The organism is Agrobacterium sp. S7/73 (genome assembly GCF_019355535.1).
GTDB lineage: Bacteria > Pseudomonadota > Alphaproteobacteria > Rhizobiales > Rhizobiaceae > Agrobacterium > Agrobacterium tumefaciens.
The window spans coordinates 704520-720885 of record NZ_CP072137.1; the positions used below are offsets into that span (position 1 = coordinate 704520).

The following is a 16366-nucleotide window of genomic DNA, read 5'->3' on the forward strand; positions in this document are numbered from 1 at the left end:
GTCAGCTCCGGTAGTCGCCGTTGATCGCAACATATTCCTTGGTCAGGTCGCACGTCCATACGGTGGCCTTGCCCTCACCGAGACCGATGTCAACCTTCACCGGGATGTCTTCCAGCCGCATCACGGCGGTGGTTTCCGCTTCCGAATAATCCGGATCGCGTTCGCCATTGACGGCAACGCGCACGCCGCCGAACCAGATGGCAAGGCGATCACGGTCGGCCATTTCACCGGATTTGCCCACAGCCATGACGACGCGACCCCAATTTGCATCTTCGCCGGCAACCGCGGTCTTCACCAGCGGTGAGTTGGCAATCGAAAGGGCGATCTTCTTGGCAGCGACATCGTTTTCCGCGCCGGTAACGGTGACTTCGACCATCTTGCGTGCGCCTTCGCCATCGCGAACCACCTGCAGGGCCAGATCTTTCAGGAGATCGTTCAAGGCGGCGCGGAAGGAGGAAAGCCGCTCGTCATCGGTGCGCGTCACCTTGACCTGACCGTCCTCAGCCGCCGCACCTGTCGCAAACAACATCAGCGTATCGGAGGTGGAGGTGTCGCTGTCAACAGTCACGGAATTGAAGGTCGGGCCGACACCGGCGGAAAGCAGTGATTGCAGCGCGGCCGGATCAATATCGGCATCCGTAACCACGAAAGAAAGCATCGTCGCCATATCGGGCGCGATCATGCCGGCACCCTTGGCGATACCGTTGATGGTGACCACGACACCGCCGATTTCGGCCGTGCGGGTCGCGACCTTGGGATAAGTGTCGGTCGTCATGATTGCCTTGGCGGCTTCCTGCCAGAAATCGGCTTCGGCCATGCCCTGCATGTCGCCCAGAACCCCGGCGAACTTGGTGGCATCAAGCGGCTCGCCGATTACGCCGGTCGATGCCAGAAACACTTCATTTTCAGAGCAGCCGACTGCAGCGGCTGCGGATTTCGCCGTCAATTCGGTCGCGGCCTTGCCTTTGACGCCGGTAAAGGCGTTTGCGTTACCGGAATTGACCACCACGGCGCGCGCCACGCCACCGCCGAGATTGGCGCGGCAGAAATCAACGGGGGCCGAGGGGCATTTCGATTTTGTGAAAACGCCAGCCACGCTTGCCGGCTTGTCGAACACCATCAACAGAACGTCGGTCCGGTTCTTGTACTTGATGCCGGCGGCAGCCGTCGCCATGCGAACACCACGCAGCGCGGGCATGTCGGGATAGGATTTCGGAGCGAGCGGGGAAACGGCAACGGACATGGGAAAGCGCCTGAGATTCTGGAAACGGGGAAGGTTTGAAAGTGCCTGAGATGAAGCGGGGCGGCCTGTGGCCGCCCCGTAACATGGTTTTATTACTGCTGCGGCTGTGCCTGCTGTTCCTTCGTGGCTTCGTCGTAGCCCTTCTTCAGCGTCTCATCCATGATTTCGATCTTCTGGTCAGCCTTTGCCTTCTCGATGAGGGCAACGTACTTGTCACGCATGACAAGCTGACGAACCTGCGGCTCGACCTGCTCGAAAGCCGGCGGCGGTGCGATGCGCTTGTCTTCCAGCTTGATGACGTGGAAGCCGAACTGCGTCTTGACAGGCGTCTTGGTGTAGGCGCCCTTTTCGAGACCGAAAGCGGCCTCTTCGAATTCCGGAACCATGCGGCCCTTGCCGAACCAGCCGAGATCGCCGCCATCATCCTTGTTGGAGTCGGTCGACTTTTCCTTGGCAAGTGCTGCGAAATCCTTGCCCGCATCAAGCTGCTTGATGACGTCCTTGGCTTCGTCTTCGCTTGCAACCAGAATATGGGCTGCCTTGATTTCTTCTTCCTTCGGCAAGGCTGCGACTTCCTTGTCGTAGCGCGCCTTCACCTCTTCATTGGTGACAGCGTCAACCACATGCTTGCGGAAATAGGCGTTGTGCAGCTCACGGTCCTGAATGAACTCCATGCGCTTCTTGAAGTCTTCGGTCTTTTCCAGACCTTCGGCGCTGGCATTCTTCACGAGAAGCTTGACGTCGATCGCGCCGGAAAGGGCTGCGACCTTTTTCTGCTCGTCGGGAAGCTGTGCGAGCTGCGGATCGAGATTGCCCATGGCAAGGTCGAGTTCGGACTGGTGGATTTCCAGATCGCCAACCTTGGCGACAACCTTGTCTTCCTGTGCAAAGGCAGGAAACTGGAGGCCGAGCGTGGCCACAATCACCGCAGCCGCAATTTTATTATAGCGCAACATTTTGAACCTTTCGGGGACAATGCCGGCTCCAGACATGGTTTCCGGCTCTGAAAAAACTTCCAAACACCGGATTGTGGCCATTCTGTAACGGGCAGAACCGTTGACATCATTTGCCCCCCCTCTTATCTGTCACGCAACCTCGCGTCCAGATACGTTGAAGGGCGAAGTCCGTCATTTGTTGCCTAAATCGGCGTGATGGAAAAAACCGCCTGCGAAAACGGAATTTCAGAAAGGGCCAGTAAGATGGTCAGCCTCGGCGGAATAGCCCGCAAATTGTTCGGTTCGGCAAATGAACGCCGCGTCCGCTCCTATAAAAGCAAGATCGCAGCCATCAATGCGCTGGAGGAAGCCACCAAGGCTCTTTCCGACGACGCGCTGGCGGCAAAGACGGCGGAGTTCCGCCAGCAGCTTGCGGACGGCAAATCGCTGGACGATCTGCTGATCCCGGCTTTTGCCGTCGCCCGCGAGGCGTCGCGCCGTGTTCTACACATGCGACCCTTTGATGTGCAGCTGACCGGTGCCATGATCCTGCACCAGGGCGCCATCGCCGAAATGAAGACCGGTGAAGGCAAGACGCTGGTGGCGACCCTTGCGGTCTACCTCAATGCGCTGGCCGGCAAGGGCGTGCATGTCGTTACCGTCAACGACTACCTCGCCCAGCGCGACGCGGCCACGATGAGCAAGCTCTACCGTTTCCTCGGTCTGACGACCGGTGTGATCGTACACGGGCTAGATGACGACCAGCGCCGCGAGGCCTATGGCTGCGACATCACCTACGCCACGAATAACGAGCTTGGCTTCGATTATCTGCGCGACAACATGAAATATGATCGCGCCCAGATGGTGCAGCGCGGCCACAACTACGCAATCGTCGACGAAGTGGACAGCATTCTGGTCGATGAGGCGCGCACGCCGCTTATCATCTCCGGCCCGCTGGACGACCGCTCCGATCTCTATAACACCATCGACGCCTTCATTCCGCTTCTGTCGCCGGAAGATTACGAAATCGATGAGAAGCAGCGTTCGGCCAACTTCTCCGAAGACGGCACCGAGAAGCTTGAAAACCTGCTGCGGCAGGCGGGCCTGCTCAAGGGCGAATCGCTTTACGACATCGAAAACGTCGCCATCGTTCACCACATCAACAATGCGCTGAAGGCCCACAAGCTCTTCACCCGCGACAAGGACTACATCGTCCGCAACGACGAAATCGTCATCATCGACGAATTCACCGGCCGCATGATGCCGGGCCGCCGTTATTCCGAAGGCCAGCACCAGGCGCTGGAAGCCAAGGAAAAGGTGCAGATCCAGCCGGAAAACCAGACGCTGTCTTCCGTCACCTTCCAGAACTACTTCCGCATGTATGCAAAGCTTGCCGGCATGACCGGTACGGCGTCGACGGAAGCGGAAGAGTTCGGCAACATCTACGGTCTCGACGTCATCGAGGTGCCGACCAACCTGCCGATCCAGCGTATCGACGAGGACGACGAGGTTTATCGTACCGGCGAAGAGAAGTTCCTTGCCATCATCGCCGAGATCAAGGCGGCGCATGATCGTGGTCAGCCGGTTCTCGTCGGCACGACCTCCATCGAGAAATCCGAGCTTCTGGCCCACATGCTGCGCCAGTCCGGCTTTACCGATTTCCAGGTTCTGAACGCCCGTTACCACGAGCAGGAAGCCTATATCGTTTCGCAGGCCGGTGTTCCCGGTGCGGTCACCATCGCCACCAACATGGCCGGTCGTGGTACGGACATCCAGCTCGGCGGCAACGTCGAGATGCGTCTGGAGCGCGAGCTGGAAGGCATGGAGCCGGGTCCGGAGCGTGATGCGAAGGAAGCGGCCATCCGCGCCGAGATCAAGGTTCTCAAGGAAAAGGCGCTTGCCGCCGGCGGTCTCTACGTCATCGCGACCGAGCGCCACGAAAGCCGCCGTATCGACAACCAGCTGCGTGGCCGTTCCGGCCGTCAGGGCGACCCCGGCCGCTCGAAATTCTATCTGTCGCTTCAGGACGACCTGATGCGCATCTTCGGTTCCGAGCGCATGGACAGCATGTTGCAGAAGCTCGGCCTGAAGGACGGCGAGGCCATCGTCCATCCGTGGATCAACAAGGCGCTGGAACGCGCCCAGAAGAAGGTCGAAGCCCGTAACTTCGAGACCCGCAAGAACCTGCTGAAATATGACGACGTGCTGAACGATCAGCGCAAGGTCATCTTCGAGCAGCGCCTCGAGCTGATGGAATCCGACAATATCGGTGAAACCGCAGCTGACATGCGCCACGAAGTGATCGAAGCGCTCGTCACCAAGCATATTCCTGAAAATGCCTATGCCGAACAGTGGGATATCTCCGGTCTCAAGGCCGGTATCGCCCAGTTCCTGAACCTCGACCTGCCGGTGGAGGAATGGGCGAAGGAAGAGGGCATCGCCGAGGACGACATTCTTCAGCGCGTTACCGAGGCCGCGGACAAATACGCCGCTGAACGTGCGGAACGTTTCGGCCCGGAGATCATGACCTATGTCGAGCGCTCGGTCGTGCTTCAGACAATCGACCATCTGTGGCGCGAACACATCGTCAACCTCGATCACCTTCGTTCCGTCGTCGGTTTCCGCGGTTACGCCCAGCGCGATCCATTGCAGGAATACAAGGCGGAAGCCTTCGAGCTGTTCCAGTCGCTGCTTACCAACCTGCGTGAAGCCGTCACCGCGCAGCTGATGCGCGTGGAACTGGTGCAGCAGGAACCGCAGCAGCCGGAGCTGCCGGAAATGACCGCGCATCACCTCGACCCCGTCACCGGGGAAGATGAGATGGCGCAGGGCGTGCCGGTCGCTTTCGTACCGGCCGAGGACCGCGACCCGAACAACCCCGCCACCTGGGGCCGTATCGGCCGCAACGAAATGTGCCCCTGCGGCTCGGGCAAGAAGTACAAGCACTGCCACGGCGTTTACGAACAGGCGTAAAAGGCCAGGGCTTTATGCCAGCAATCGATCGCCCGTAACCTGCGTTACGGGCGATTTTGTTTGGGCAGGATCATTGCTGCTGGTCGGGGTGTTGACTGGTATCGGCACTTTCCATATGGGAGCCGGATCATCCTGCGGAAACTGCTTTCATGGCCCCTCGCGATCTTGCCGCCTATATTTTTCTCGCGATTACGTGGGGCGTGTCTTTCCTGCTGCTTCTACATGTCGTCGCAGCCTTCGGCTGGATTGGCGCAGTCACGCTTCGCTCGCTCATAACCGCTGTAGCACTTTTTCTCATTGCGCGTGCGGCACGCCGGAAGCTGGTATTCTCCGCAAGCTGGCGCGCTTTCGCAATCGTCGGCGCAACGACGGTCGCCGGGCAACTAATCGGCCTGTCCTACGCGACGCCTCAGATCGGCACTGCGATGGCAGCCATATTGGTGGCGACCATCCCGCTTTTTTCAATGCTGATCTCGCAGATTTGGGGTCTGGAACGCCTGACGCGGCAGGGTATTGCCGGTCTCGTCATCGGCTTTGCCGGCATCGTCCTGCTCGTTGGTTTTCCCGCCGTTCCTGTCACATCCGGCTTTGTCATTGGCTGTGCTGCCGCTGTCGCCGCCTGCATCTGTGCCGCCTATGGCAGCAATTTTGCGAGCCTGCACCTCAAGGGGGTTGGATCCTGGGAAATAACCATCGGTTCCTTCCTGACAGGCGGCCTGATGACCTTACCGCTTCTTTTCGCTGTGCCCTTGCCCGGAACGCCCGATCTCGTCGATTACGGTTATCTTCTGATACAGGCGGTCGTCATGAGCGGCCTGACCTACATCACCTATTTCAAGCTGGTCTCCTCGATCGGCGCAACGAAGGCGATCAGCGTGGAATTTGCCGTCACCGTTGTGGCGGTGCTTGTTGGCGCCCTGGTGCTCGACGAACCCCTGTCGCTTCCCCAGCTGTTCGGTGCCGGCATCATCATTCTGGGCTGCGCACTGGTGCTTGACCTCATGCCCAAGAAAAAGGCCCCGCCCACCCCGTCGGGTGCATGAAGGGTTTATTAGCGTTTTCCACCAATAGTCGTGTTGATCGTTACGGATCAGGCGGGATCGCGTTCGTCACGCGAGGGGAAAATGCAACCGGGCAAATCAGACTATGAGCATTATTGGGACCCGTTGCGGGCACTCCTCATGCTGCTCGGCATACCCTATCACGCCTCCCTGCTCTACAGCTATGCTTTGCCCTGGGACATCAAGGATTTCGAGACCAGCCCAGTCCTGACCGCGCTTGGGGCAGCGCTCGTCACCTTCCGCATGCCTTCGTTTTTTCTGGTGGCCGGCTATTTTTCCACCATGGTCATCGGCAGGAAGGGCAAGATGCCATGGCTCAGACAGCGCTTCCTTCGCCTTGGCGTCCCTTTCATCGTGGCCGTGCTCCTGCTTGGGCCATCGCAGCTTTTCCTGCTGAAACTGGCGGGTATCGCCAAAGGTGATATTCCCGCCGACCGGCTGCTCGCGAACCTGCCGGATTTGCTGCTTCCGGGTGAGCAATGGATCATGCATCTATGGTTCCTACCCGCCCTTATCGCCTATTCGGGTCTGCTTGCCGGCCTGCTATTTCTGGCGGGGCGCCCGCCCCTCGCCTATGTAAGAGACTGGTTCGGCAGGATGCGGGGTCAATATCCAGCCGCGTTTTTCGCAGCGCTCTGCGCCTTCCCTGTTTTATGGGAGCTGACGGTTTATGGTTCGGGCCTGCTTGCTGGCAAAAATGGGAACAGCCTTCTCGTTCTCTATGAACGGGCCTCCGACCCTTACGCGCGTTACGTACCGTTCTTCCTTATCGGGGCTTTGCTTCATCGCGACCGGGCTCTTTTTCACCGCTTCCGCCAGACGGGCATCCTCACGGGCGTCATCGCGTTTGCCGGGATCGCGGCAGCGGTCACGCTGCGGTTGGAATATCCTTTTTCGAACTCGGCCCTGCTGGTACTCGTCTCCGCAATCGCCGCCGTGGCGGCAAGCCGTCTGCTGATCGACATCGCCTGCCGCTTTTTCGACCGGCCAAGCCGGCTTGCCAGGAGAATGACCGACGCTTCCTTCACCATCTACCTGGTTCACCACCCGCTGATTTATGCCTTCGGCACCCTCTTCATCCTGATCTCGCTGCCGCCGATCCTGGAATTCGCCATCATCGTCGTCGCCACCACGATAACGGCCTATCTGCTGCATCAGGCGATACGCCGTAGTCCGCTTGCCCTTTTTCTCTTCAACGGGATCCGCAAACCGAGGCAGGTGGCCAATATCGGCACACAGGTGCCTGTCTCCCAAACCCTTCGTTAATGATAAGGTGCTTATAATCCAGTTGCCTACTCAACTGGAAATGATGGCGTGTGGATTATGGCTATCCTCAACACGGCGGAAAAAGCCTTACCCGCAGGCCTGCGCGCTAAACTGGCGCCGCTGGGGGCAAAAATCGCCGTCGTCGTTTCCGGCAGAGACGATGTCTCCCGGGCCCAGCGCATGGCGCTCGTCGCCTTTGCGGTGCGCATCATCAGTGCCGGTATCGCTTTCATCTCCCAGATCATCCTTGCCCGCCTGATGGGCGAATTCGAATATGGCCTGTTCGCCTTTGTCTGGGTTCTGGTCATCCTGTTCGGCAACCTCTCCTGTCTCGGCTTTCACACCACCGTCATCCGCTTTTTGCCCGGCTACCGCCTGGAGGATGCCCACGACAAGATCATGGGTCTGACCTCGACAGCGCGCCTCTTCGCCATGCTTTCGGCCAGCGCGCTTGCATTTTTCGGTTTCGTCTTCCTGTATTTCTTCGGCGAGCGCATCTCCGCCTATTACCTCATTCCGGTTTCGCTGGCGCTTTTCACCCTGCCGATGGTGGCGCTTGGCGATGTGCTGAACGGGACAGCTCGTGCCAACGGCTGGGCGGTTTCAGCCCTCAGCCCCACCTATATCATCCGCCCGGTGCTGATCCTGCTGTTCATGCTGGTGGCGATCCGTCTCGGCGCGGAAAAAACCGCGACGACAGCGATGCTTGCGGCCCTTTTGGCCACCTATGTCACAACGCTTTTCCACTTCGTGTTCATGAACCGCCGGCTCAACCGGCATTTCCGCAGCGTTGCCCGCAGGGTGCATTTCCGTCCGTGGATACGGTTTGCCTTTCCGATGTTCCTGATCGACGGCATCGGTTTTTTGATGACCAATTCAGATGTAGTAATCGTCGGTCTATATCTGCCGCCGGATCAGGTCGGCATCTATTTTGCCGCGGCAAAAACCATCGTGCTGATGCAATTCGTGTTTTTTTCCGTGCAGGCGGCTGCGGCCCCACGTCTGGCCGCGCTCATTGCTGCCAATGACAGGCAGGGGCTGGCCGGGTTCGCCAGCCAGGCGGCGCGCTGGGCCTTCTGGCCATCGCTTGCCGTTGGCTGTCTCGTGCTTCTGGCAGGGCCGTTTCTGCTGTCCCTGTTCGGTCCCGGCTTCGTACAGGGTTACAAGCTGATGTTCTTCCTCTTTGCCGGCTTCCTCGCAAAAGCACTGATCGGCCCGGGAGAAACGCTGCTGAATATGGCCGGCAAACAAAAATTGTGCGTAGCTCTTTATATTATTATCTTCGGTTGTAACATTATACTCAACATGGTGTTGATTCCGGTCTATGGTCTGACAGGCGCTGCGGCAGCTGTCGCGATAGCAATGTGTATAGAAGCTGTGCTATTGCATATTGCCATTCGCCGCACACTCGGGATCGTCCTTTTTGCCTTCAACGATCCCCGGGCGGGTCAAGACACTGGGAAGGCGGTGTAACGATAAGCATGTCCAGCGACCCAAAGAATCCGGATTTTCAGGACCCGCGCATCGCTGCGCTGATGGCGTCTACGGAGCGTGACCGCCCCGTGGCCGACAGCAGCCGGCGCGTGGGACGCGACGGCCGCGAATTCTGCATCTATCCTGGCCGGCTCGGTTACGACATGCAGGAAGAACTCGACTTCCTGTCCAACCGCGTCATGGAGGCAAATGTCTTCTTCACAGGGCGGCTTCTTGCGCCCGCCATGCCGCGTATCGATGACAAGTCCGTTCGCTTCGCCCTTATTCGCGACGAGAACGGCGCTAGAAGCCGCATGCGCTTTCTGATGCCCTTCACGGTGGAAAAGCCGGGTTTTTCCATCGGTCCCTCCATCATCCGTGGCTGGGCCAACCCCTTCGGCCCTCTCGGTACACCGCTGGTCGATACCGAAGGTGCCGCAGAGACGCTCGACAATCTTTTCGATGCGCTTTCCGACCGGGAAATGCGCCTGCCGAATGTTCTGGTACTGCCGGATGTACGGCTTGAAGGGCCTTTTGCCCGGATGTTCAAGGCCATAGCAATCAGCCGCAACCTGCCGGTGACGACGACTGGTAACTATCAGCGGCCGATGCTGGAGAGCCTTCTAGACGGCGAAGCCTATCTGCGTAATTCACTTGCGCCACATCATTTGCGGGAAATGCGCAGGCAGTGGCGACAGCTCGAAAAACTCGGGGCCCTTTCCTACACCGTTACCCGGCAACCGAAGGACATACGCTACCGCATGGAGGAATTCCTGGCGCTGGAAGCGAGTGGCTGGAAAGGCCGCAAACGCAGCGCGCTGGTGAATGACCGCTATCGCGCAGCCTTCGCCCGCGAGGCAATCACAAATCTGGCCGAAGCGGATGCAGTGCGCATTCACACCATCGATCTCAATGGCAGTGCCATCGCCTCCATGATCGTCTTCATGACGGCTGGCGAGGCCTATACGTGGAAGACCGCCTTTGACGAATCCTATTCGCGGTTTTCACCCGGCAAACTTTTGGTGCAGAAACTGACCGACTGGCAGTTGGACGACGCCAATATTCTGCGCAGCGACAGCTGCGCAGTGCCCGATCATCCGATCATGAGCCGCTTCTGGCAGGAACGGCAGGAAATGGGCACTCTTGTCGTCGGGCTTGCGCAGAACAGCGACCGTGACGTGCGACAGGTTTCCACGCAGGTGGACATGTATCGCAACACCCGCAACCTCGCCCGCAGCCTGCGCCAGAAAATCCTCTCCTTCGGGCGCAAGAACAGTTAATCCCGAAGGATGCCGCAGCATCCTTCGGTTTGGTATCGGACTATGCACGGGGCTAACGCTGCGTCAGCGCGAGGCCGTCCGAATCATCTTGCACAATTGCGTCAGTGCGGCGTCATATCCGCCGCCGAGAATATCGACACAACGACGGGCAAGCTTGATCTGCTCGTTTCGCGACATGTCGTTATAGGCCTGTATGGCATTGCGCATGCCACCGGGCGATACCGGCCCCGTGTTGCCGGGGTTTCCAGGATTGCCCGGATTGCCGGGGTTCCCCGGATTGCCTGGCGAGCTGGAGCCGCCGATGCCAAGCCCGACACCAAGGCCAAGACCGCTCGATCCGCCCACATTCGCACCAACATTGGCATTGATGCCGCTGGAGCCGCCAACCGAAGCATTGGCGCCCGCACTGACACCGCTCGAGCCGCCGACGGATGCGTTGACATCCGCATTGACCCCGCTGCTGCCACCGACCGACGCGTTGACATCCGCGCCCAGTCCGCCACTGCTTCTGCCGCCGACATCAGCGCTGGCATTGACGCCATTGCTGCCACCAACGGAAGCGTCGACACCGAGCCCACCGCTGCCATTGCCGCCCACACTGGCATTCACCCCGTTCTCACCGCCAATCCCGATATCCAGCGCGTGGGCGTTGACCGGTAAAATCAGACAGGCAGACAGTAACAAATTGCGAGAAAGCGCCCTCATAATTTCCTCCTATGAGTTCTGGCTTCTCCCGCCCCGCGTGGAACTCCACGCAAACATCATAATTCAATTAGCAATTGTGTATATTCTAATTTATTAGTGGTATCTAATATTGCTTTAACGCCACAACCGTCGGTGTACCGATACGGGACGGACAAACGCCACTCTCCTTTCATCCCCGCCCGGTAAAAGCTCTGAAATGAAGGCTGCAAACGCACGTCATTAGACAGGAAAAATCAGCTTTGGGGTTGCACGCATGCCATTGGCCGTGATAGACGCCGTGGCATTACCACCGTTGCCCCAATGGCGGAATTGGTAGACGCGCCGCACTCAAAATGCGGTTCCGCAAGGAGTGCTGGTTCGATCCCGGCTTGGGGTACCATTTCCAAAACCGCATTGATTTTCTTCGTTTTATTCCGGTCTTTCAGAAAGACCGGTCGATTGCTTCGCGGCCATCAAGACACTCACGAAACTTTGCTCATTCGCCCCTCGAATATTACCGGGCTTTCATTTGCCAGATGCAAAGGACTGGATTAGACGAATCCGGGAATACACCGTTGAACCGGCGACTTAATTTCGCCATCACGCCCGCCTTTTTGAAAGCCCGTTCGGGATATCTGCTTCTTCGTGAAGTTTGGGGAAAACATTATGGCCACTGCAACAACCGCCGACAATAGCCGCACGCTCGCCGCTCTTGGCGTAACGGCGGGAATGATCTTTACTGTCGGCTCCGCCCTCGGTTTCCAGCATATTGGCGGTTATACGCCCTGCGCATTGTGCCTTTTGCAGCGCGATCCCTATTACTACGCCATTCCGTTGGGTATTCTGGCCATAGCGACCAGCATCTTCAAGCTGCCGATTCAGATCACGCGGCTGCTTCTCGCCCTCATTGGCGTGGCGATGCTGATCGGCGCCGGGCTTGGTGTTTATCACGCTGGTGTGGAATGGGGTTTCTGGGCAGGGCCTATCACCTGCGCCACGGGTGCGCCATCCATCACCACCAATGCCGGTGACCTGCTTGGCAATCTGAATGCCATTAAGGCACCCTCCTGCAACGACGCTGCACTTCGGGTGCTCGGCCTTTCGTTTGCCGGTTGGAATGTCATTGCAAGCGTTGCGCTTGCGGCGGTTGCCTTTTTTGGCGCGAGCCGGAAAAGCCGTTAAACGGAAAAGCCGCGTTGCAGTCCTCAGGATCAGGGCTGCAGCTCGGTATCCCAGTAAAGATAGTCCATCCAGCTTTCGTGCAGGTAGTTGGGCGGGAACAGCCGCCCGTTATTGTGCAAGTCCTGAACCGTCGGCTGGAAGGGCTTCTGCGCCGGGAACATGCCCGCCTGCTTGGGAAGCTTGCTGCCTTTTCTAAGATTGCAGGGAGAGCAGGCCGCCACGACATTGTGCCACGTGGTTTCGCCGCCATGGGCGCGGGGAATCACGTGATCGAAGGTCAGGTCGTCCCGCGTGCCACAATATTGGCATTCGAACTTGTCCCGAAGGAACACGTTGAAGCGTGTGAAGGCGGGGTTGCGGGTGGGCTGGACGTAGGTCTTGAGGCTGACGACGCTCGGCAACCGCATGGAAAAGCTGGGTGACGACACCGCGTGATCATATTCTGCAATGATGTTCACACGGTCTAGAAAGACGGCCTTGATCGCGTCCTGCCAGGACCATAACGACAAGGGATAATAACTCAGTGGCCTGTAGTCTGCGTTCAGAACGAGCGCCGGCAGGGCCTGTGGTGAAACTGCAATCGTCAAGGGCTTCTCCTGATCGATTCGGCATCTGCACTTGTATATTAGGTCCGTTGTTACAGGATTGTGAAGCCCATAAATGCAGCGGAGAAGAGCTTAATTTTTCAGCTCTAAAAACGTCTTTTTTGCGTTCCGGACAATCGGGCGGCGAGATAGTCGTCTGGCCACTATCTGGTGATGCCCCCAGCGGTACCGAAGCGATTCGCCTGCCGACGAACGCTATATTCGTTCTCACCCTCAATGCGAGATCAGTGATATAGTCAACGCGACGAACGATTGGGAAAGCAGAATGCGTATCTATCGTTCTGTCGAGGGAAGGAAACGGCCATGATCTCGCGCAGGCACCAAACGGCAGCGTTATGGAAGGGCCTGGCGGCTGGCGCCTTTGCCGTGCTGATGGGCCTGCCCGCTTCCGCTTCTGCCCAGGAATATCAGAATTTCGAAGTCAGGCCGGATGGCCGTGGCGGTGCGCAGGGAACGATCGGCGGGCGCAATTTCGAGGTCTACCGCAATTACGACCGGCCGCCGGCAAGTCGCAGCAACTCAACCGATACCCGGCGTGAGTACCGAAACGCTGTGCCACAGCGGACATGTATCATAGATGCCGAGGGCCGCACCCGCTGCAAGTAAGCGCAAACTCACCGGTTTCCCCGCTGTTCTATCTCGCTTTAATAAAATTGGATTTCGCTAAAAAGCAATCTATCGACTTAAACGGCCCGCAACGAAGGGTCGCTATGTTGCCATGCACAAGAGACAACAACCGGGCAGAGGCAGAGACATGGCGAAGAGACAAATCCGTCTGGCAAAGACTTTGGCAGTTGCCGTCAGTGCGGCGGCAAGCATCGCGACAATGGCATCGGCCGCCCCGCTTGCGGGCCTGGCGGAGAACCCGACCGCATCGCGTCCCAGCCTGTTCATGACGACAAGCCGCCCGACAATTGCACCCATCGCCTTCGCAAAATTTTGCGACGACGCCGCCGACCAATGTGTCCGGATTGGCGATCGCGACACGGTCGAACTGACCAAGCAGAAGCGCACGGAACTCCAGCGCATCAACGCCGAGATCAACACATCGATAATCTATACAAGCGAAGCGGACGGACAGGACGAATGGAATCTGAACCCTGCAAGCGGTGACTGTGACGACTACGCGGTGACCAAGCGGCAACGCCTTCTGCGCGCCGGCTGGCCCTCGGGCGCCCTGCGCATTGCCACCGCCCGCACCCCTACCGGCATAGGCCACGCCGTTCTGGTCGTCAGCACCAGCCAGGGCGATCTGGTGCTGGACAACCGCACCAACGTCGTCAAACCTTGGAAAGCGGTTGACCTGAAATGGATCAAGATCCAGTCACACGAAAACCCGCGTGTCTGGCTGAAACTCTAGGTCTATCTCGCACAGGATAGTCATCTTCGAACAGGAAGGGGCGCTCCGTTCCTCTTCAATCGCCGCGGCGCGCCTTGCGAAAATCGACACCGGCTTTCGCAATTCCCTGCCCCGGATAGCTTTGTCCGACGGGGCTTTGGCTGATGCCGCAGCCGTTGCATGGACCCAGGATTTACGGGCTCTGTGGCGTTGGCTTTCAACACTCTTGACCTCTTGCAAGAGAGACAGTATCGGCATCTATGCCTAAAGTGCTAAACTGGATTCGCGGTCGTAAACAGCCAGCCCCCCGCGACGACCGGAGGCGGCGCAGAATAGACCTCGGCGACAAGTCTCCGTCTTTTCCGATCTATGCCATTGGCGACGTCCATGGCAGCCTCGATCTGCTTTTGCAGGCGGAACAGAAAATCCTTGCCGATCTCGCAAGCAATCCATCCCCCGCTCTGGTTATTCTTCTGGGCGACTATGTCGATCGTGGCCGGGATTCCTGCGGTGTTCTCCAGCATCTGCTGCAACCACCGCCGGCGCCCCTGCGCCGCATCTCGCTTTGCGGCAATCACGAACAGCTCTTCAGCGATTTCCTCGAAAATCCGCGGGACAACATGCACTGGCTGGATTTCGGCGGCCGCCAGACGCTTCTGTCCTACGGGGTCGATATCAGCTACTTCATCAACAACGGCCGTCTGCGGCTCCAGCCGTTCAGGGATGCGCTGATTGGCGCGATCCCGCAGGCCCATCGGCAACTTCTAGTCAGCCTGCCTATCTGCGTCCGCATGGGACCCTATTTTTTCGTTCATGCTGGCCTCAAACCCGGGGTGCCGCTTGAGGCGCAGACCGATGAGGACATGTTGTGGATCAGGGAACCCTTCCTGTCGGAAGGGGCGGGACTGGACCTTCTCATCATCCACGGCCATACGCCGGCGCCGGAGCCACAGACAGGTCCGCAACGGATCGGCATCGACACCGGCGCGTTTACGACGGGCAGGCTTACCATTTTAAAGCTCACGGATGCGGGGCCGCGACTTATTGCCTGATGGCTTGCCATCGTTGGATCAGGTTGCACCAGCCAGACGCATCACAATCGCGATTTATTTGCCCTTCAGAATATTGCCGAGCACCGTCATTTGCCGGCGGTTCCATTCGACAGCGTCAAGGAACGCATTGTTTCCCAATTCCTGCCGCTGCTCCCGACTGGAAGAGAGCCTCATAATGGCATTGGCAAAGGCCTGATGATCTCCATCTTCAACGACAATCACGCCACCACGATATCCTTCTGAAAGCCCCCTCACACCCGTCTGGGTGCTGATCGTTGGGACACCCGCAGCCAGAGCATCAAGCAGTTTTATATTGATGCCCGTGCCAAGCGTGATGGGATTGATGGAAAGTGGCGCGCGCGTGAACGCATCCTTCAAGTTCTCCACCCGGCCAAGCTTGAGAACCCCCTCCATGTCCTCGACCTTTCCACATATGCTGCCTGCCAGCACCAGGCGAATGTCCGGACGGGCCGCCCTGACCAAAGGCAGGACATTGTGAAGGAAACTATTGAGAGAAATGACGTTCGCGTCGTTGCCTGAACCGAGAAACAGAAAATCAGCGGAAGTGAAGTCTTCCACTCTCTGGCCGAGATCCAGAATATGGCTCACCGTTTCAACCACCGGCGGCTCTCCTGCCAGCCGCTGCTTGAACGAACGTTCCTCTTCTTCCTGTATGGCGACAACGACATCGGCGCGGCGGAATGCCTTGCATTCCACGTCCGGCGGAACCGAGAACCAGTACCCAAATCTGTTGGCCGTGTTCACGAACGCCTTGTGACGATCGGCGAAGGAATCGTGCGTGTCGAGAATGCGAAGCACATCATCCGGCAGCCCAAGAAAAGCTCTCGAGTGAAAGGCATATTCGACGATAACGGCGTTAATCCCGAGTCGCCGCTGAAGATCCAGGACCTGCCTGCCTATTTCCGGATAATAGAACTCGTCGAGGTAATTGTAGAAACCGCTGTCGCGGCCAAGGAGCCGTTGAATTTTCCGACGGGTTCGAAATGCGGTCAACCCAATCTCGAACCTGAAGTCGTCGATGAGCCGTGCTGCAAACCCGCATGTTTCCCTGGACACGACGTGCATATGTCCGGCCCCAAACTCGACTTCATGGGCCGCGGGATCGAAATCAGCTATCATCGGAGTATCGACATAGACGAAATGCACTTCATGTCCGAGGCTACGCACGGCGCGTGTCAGCTGGAGAATCCTGTTCCGCGCACCCTCGTTGGCGGGAACGGCAGGGAATACGGAAACAAAAGCGACTTTCATG

At 58.3% G+C, this 16366-nt stretch carries 14 protein-coding genes and 1 tRNA gene; 10 read left to right on the forward strand and 5 right to left on the reverse strand.

Going from position 1 to position 16366, the window contains the following annotated elements; genetic code table 11:
- Position 1 precedes the first annotated feature (1 nt).
- The gene (argJ, locus tag J5276_RS18155; RefSeq protein WP_065704349.1) at positions 2-1243 is read right to left on the reverse strand and encodes a bifunctional glutamate N-acetyltransferase/amino-acid acetyltransferase ArgJ; all 1242 of its coding nucleotides are present in this window, start codon (positions 1241-1243) and stop codon (positions 2-4) included.
- Positions 1244-1335: 92 nt separating this feature from the next.
- Positions 1336-2199: a peptidylprolyl isomerase gene (locus J5276_RS18160; RefSeq protein WP_013761725.1), complete on the reverse strand. Its 864-nt coding sequence runs from the start codon at positions 2197-2199 to the stop codon at positions 1336-1338.
- A 243-nt stretch (positions 2200-2442) separates the two neighbouring features.
- Here J5276_RS18160 and secA point away from each other — a divergent pair, with 243 nt between their 5' ends.
- From secA to J5276_RS18185, 5 genes are all read left to right on the forward strand, one after another.
- Positions 2443-5151: a preprotein translocase subunit SecA gene (secA, locus tag J5276_RS18165; RefSeq protein ID WP_065659718.1), complete on the forward strand. Its 2709-nt coding sequence runs from the start codon at positions 2443-2445 to the stop codon at positions 5149-5151.
- A gap of 149 nt (positions 5152-5300) precedes the next feature.
- Positions 5301-6194 carry a DMT family transporter gene (locus tag J5276_RS18170; RefSeq protein ID WP_065704351.1) on the forward strand — a complete coding sequence of 298 codons (894 nt, stop codon included), beginning with the start codon at positions 5301-5303 and terminating at the stop codon, positions 6192-6194.
- 81 nt (positions 6195-6275) lie between these two features.
- On the forward strand, positions 6276-7478 hold the full coding sequence (locus tag J5276_RS18175; protein WP_080801467.1) for an acyltransferase family protein: 1203 nt from the start codon (positions 6276-6278) through the stop codon (positions 7476-7478).
- A gap of 57 nt (positions 7479-7535) precedes the next feature.
- Complete coding sequence (gene uppV, locus J5276_RS18180; protein ID WP_003511244.1) at positions 7536-8951, forward strand: Wzx-type polysaccharide biosynthesis protein UppV; 1416 nt, start codon at positions 7536-7538, stop codon at positions 8949-8951.
- An 8-nt stretch (positions 8952-8959) separates the two neighbouring features.
- Entirely contained in the window at positions 8960-10231 is a 1272-nt protein-coding gene (locus J5276_RS18185; protein WP_003511245.1) for a GNAT family N-acetyltransferase, read from the forward strand.
- Between the two features lie 63 nt (positions 10232-10294).
- Here J5276_RS18185 and uppQ read toward each other — a convergent pair whose 3' ends face one another.
- A complete protein-coding gene (uppQ, locus tag J5276_RS18190; protein WP_003511246.1) occupies positions 10295-10936 on the reverse strand; it encodes a polysaccharide biosynthesis GNAT family N-acetyltransferase UppQ in 642 nt (213 codons plus the stop codon).
- A 294-nt stretch (positions 10937-11230) separates the two neighbouring features.
- Here uppQ and J5276_RS18195 point away from each other — a divergent pair.
- Positions 11231-11315: transfer RNA gene (locus J5276_RS18195), tRNA-Leu, on the forward strand.
- 266 nt (positions 11316-11581) lie between these two features.
- Positions 11582-12097, forward strand: coding sequence for a disulfide bond formation protein B (locus J5276_RS18200; protein ID WP_065704356.1), 516 nt, complete (start codon positions 11582-11584; stop codon positions 12095-12097).
- 29 nt (positions 12098-12126) lie between these two features.
- On the opposite strand, the gene J5276_RS18205 is transcribed toward J5276_RS18200, so the two are convergent.
- Positions 12127-12684 (reverse strand): HNH endonuclease, encoded by a 558-nt coding sequence (locus J5276_RS18205; protein ID WP_003511248.1) that lies wholly within the window; start codon positions 12682-12684, stop codon positions 12127-12129.
- Between the two features lie 321 nt (positions 12685-13005).
- On the opposite strand from J5276_RS18205, the gene J5276_RS18210 reads away from it, so the two are divergent.
- From J5276_RS18210 to J5276_RS18220, 3 genes are all read left to right on the forward strand, one after another.
- Positions 13006-13308, forward strand: a complete 303-nt coding sequence (locus J5276_RS18210) for a hypothetical protein (RefSeq protein ID WP_065704358.1) — start codon at positions 13006-13008, stop codon at positions 13306-13308.
- Positions 13309-13456: 148 nt separating this feature from the next.
- Positions 13457-14062: a transglutaminase-like cysteine peptidase gene (locus J5276_RS18215; protein WP_174012041.1), complete on the forward strand. Its 606-nt coding sequence runs from the start codon at positions 13457-13459 to the stop codon at positions 14060-14062.
- Positions 14063-14301: 239 nt separating this feature from the next.
- Positions 14302-15093: a metallophosphoesterase family protein gene (locus J5276_RS18220; RefSeq protein WP_065704362.1), complete on the forward strand. Its 792-nt coding sequence runs from the start codon at positions 14302-14304 to the stop codon at positions 15091-15093.
- A 54-nt stretch (positions 15094-15147) separates the two neighbouring features.
- Here the strand turns inward: J5276_RS18220 and J5276_RS18225 are convergent, their stop codons facing one another.
- Positions 15148-16365 (reverse strand): glycosyltransferase family 4 protein, encoded by a 1218-nt coding sequence (locus J5276_RS18225; RefSeq protein WP_065704364.1) that lies wholly within the window; start codon positions 16363-16365, stop codon positions 15148-15150.
- Position 16366 lies beyond the last annotated feature (1 nt).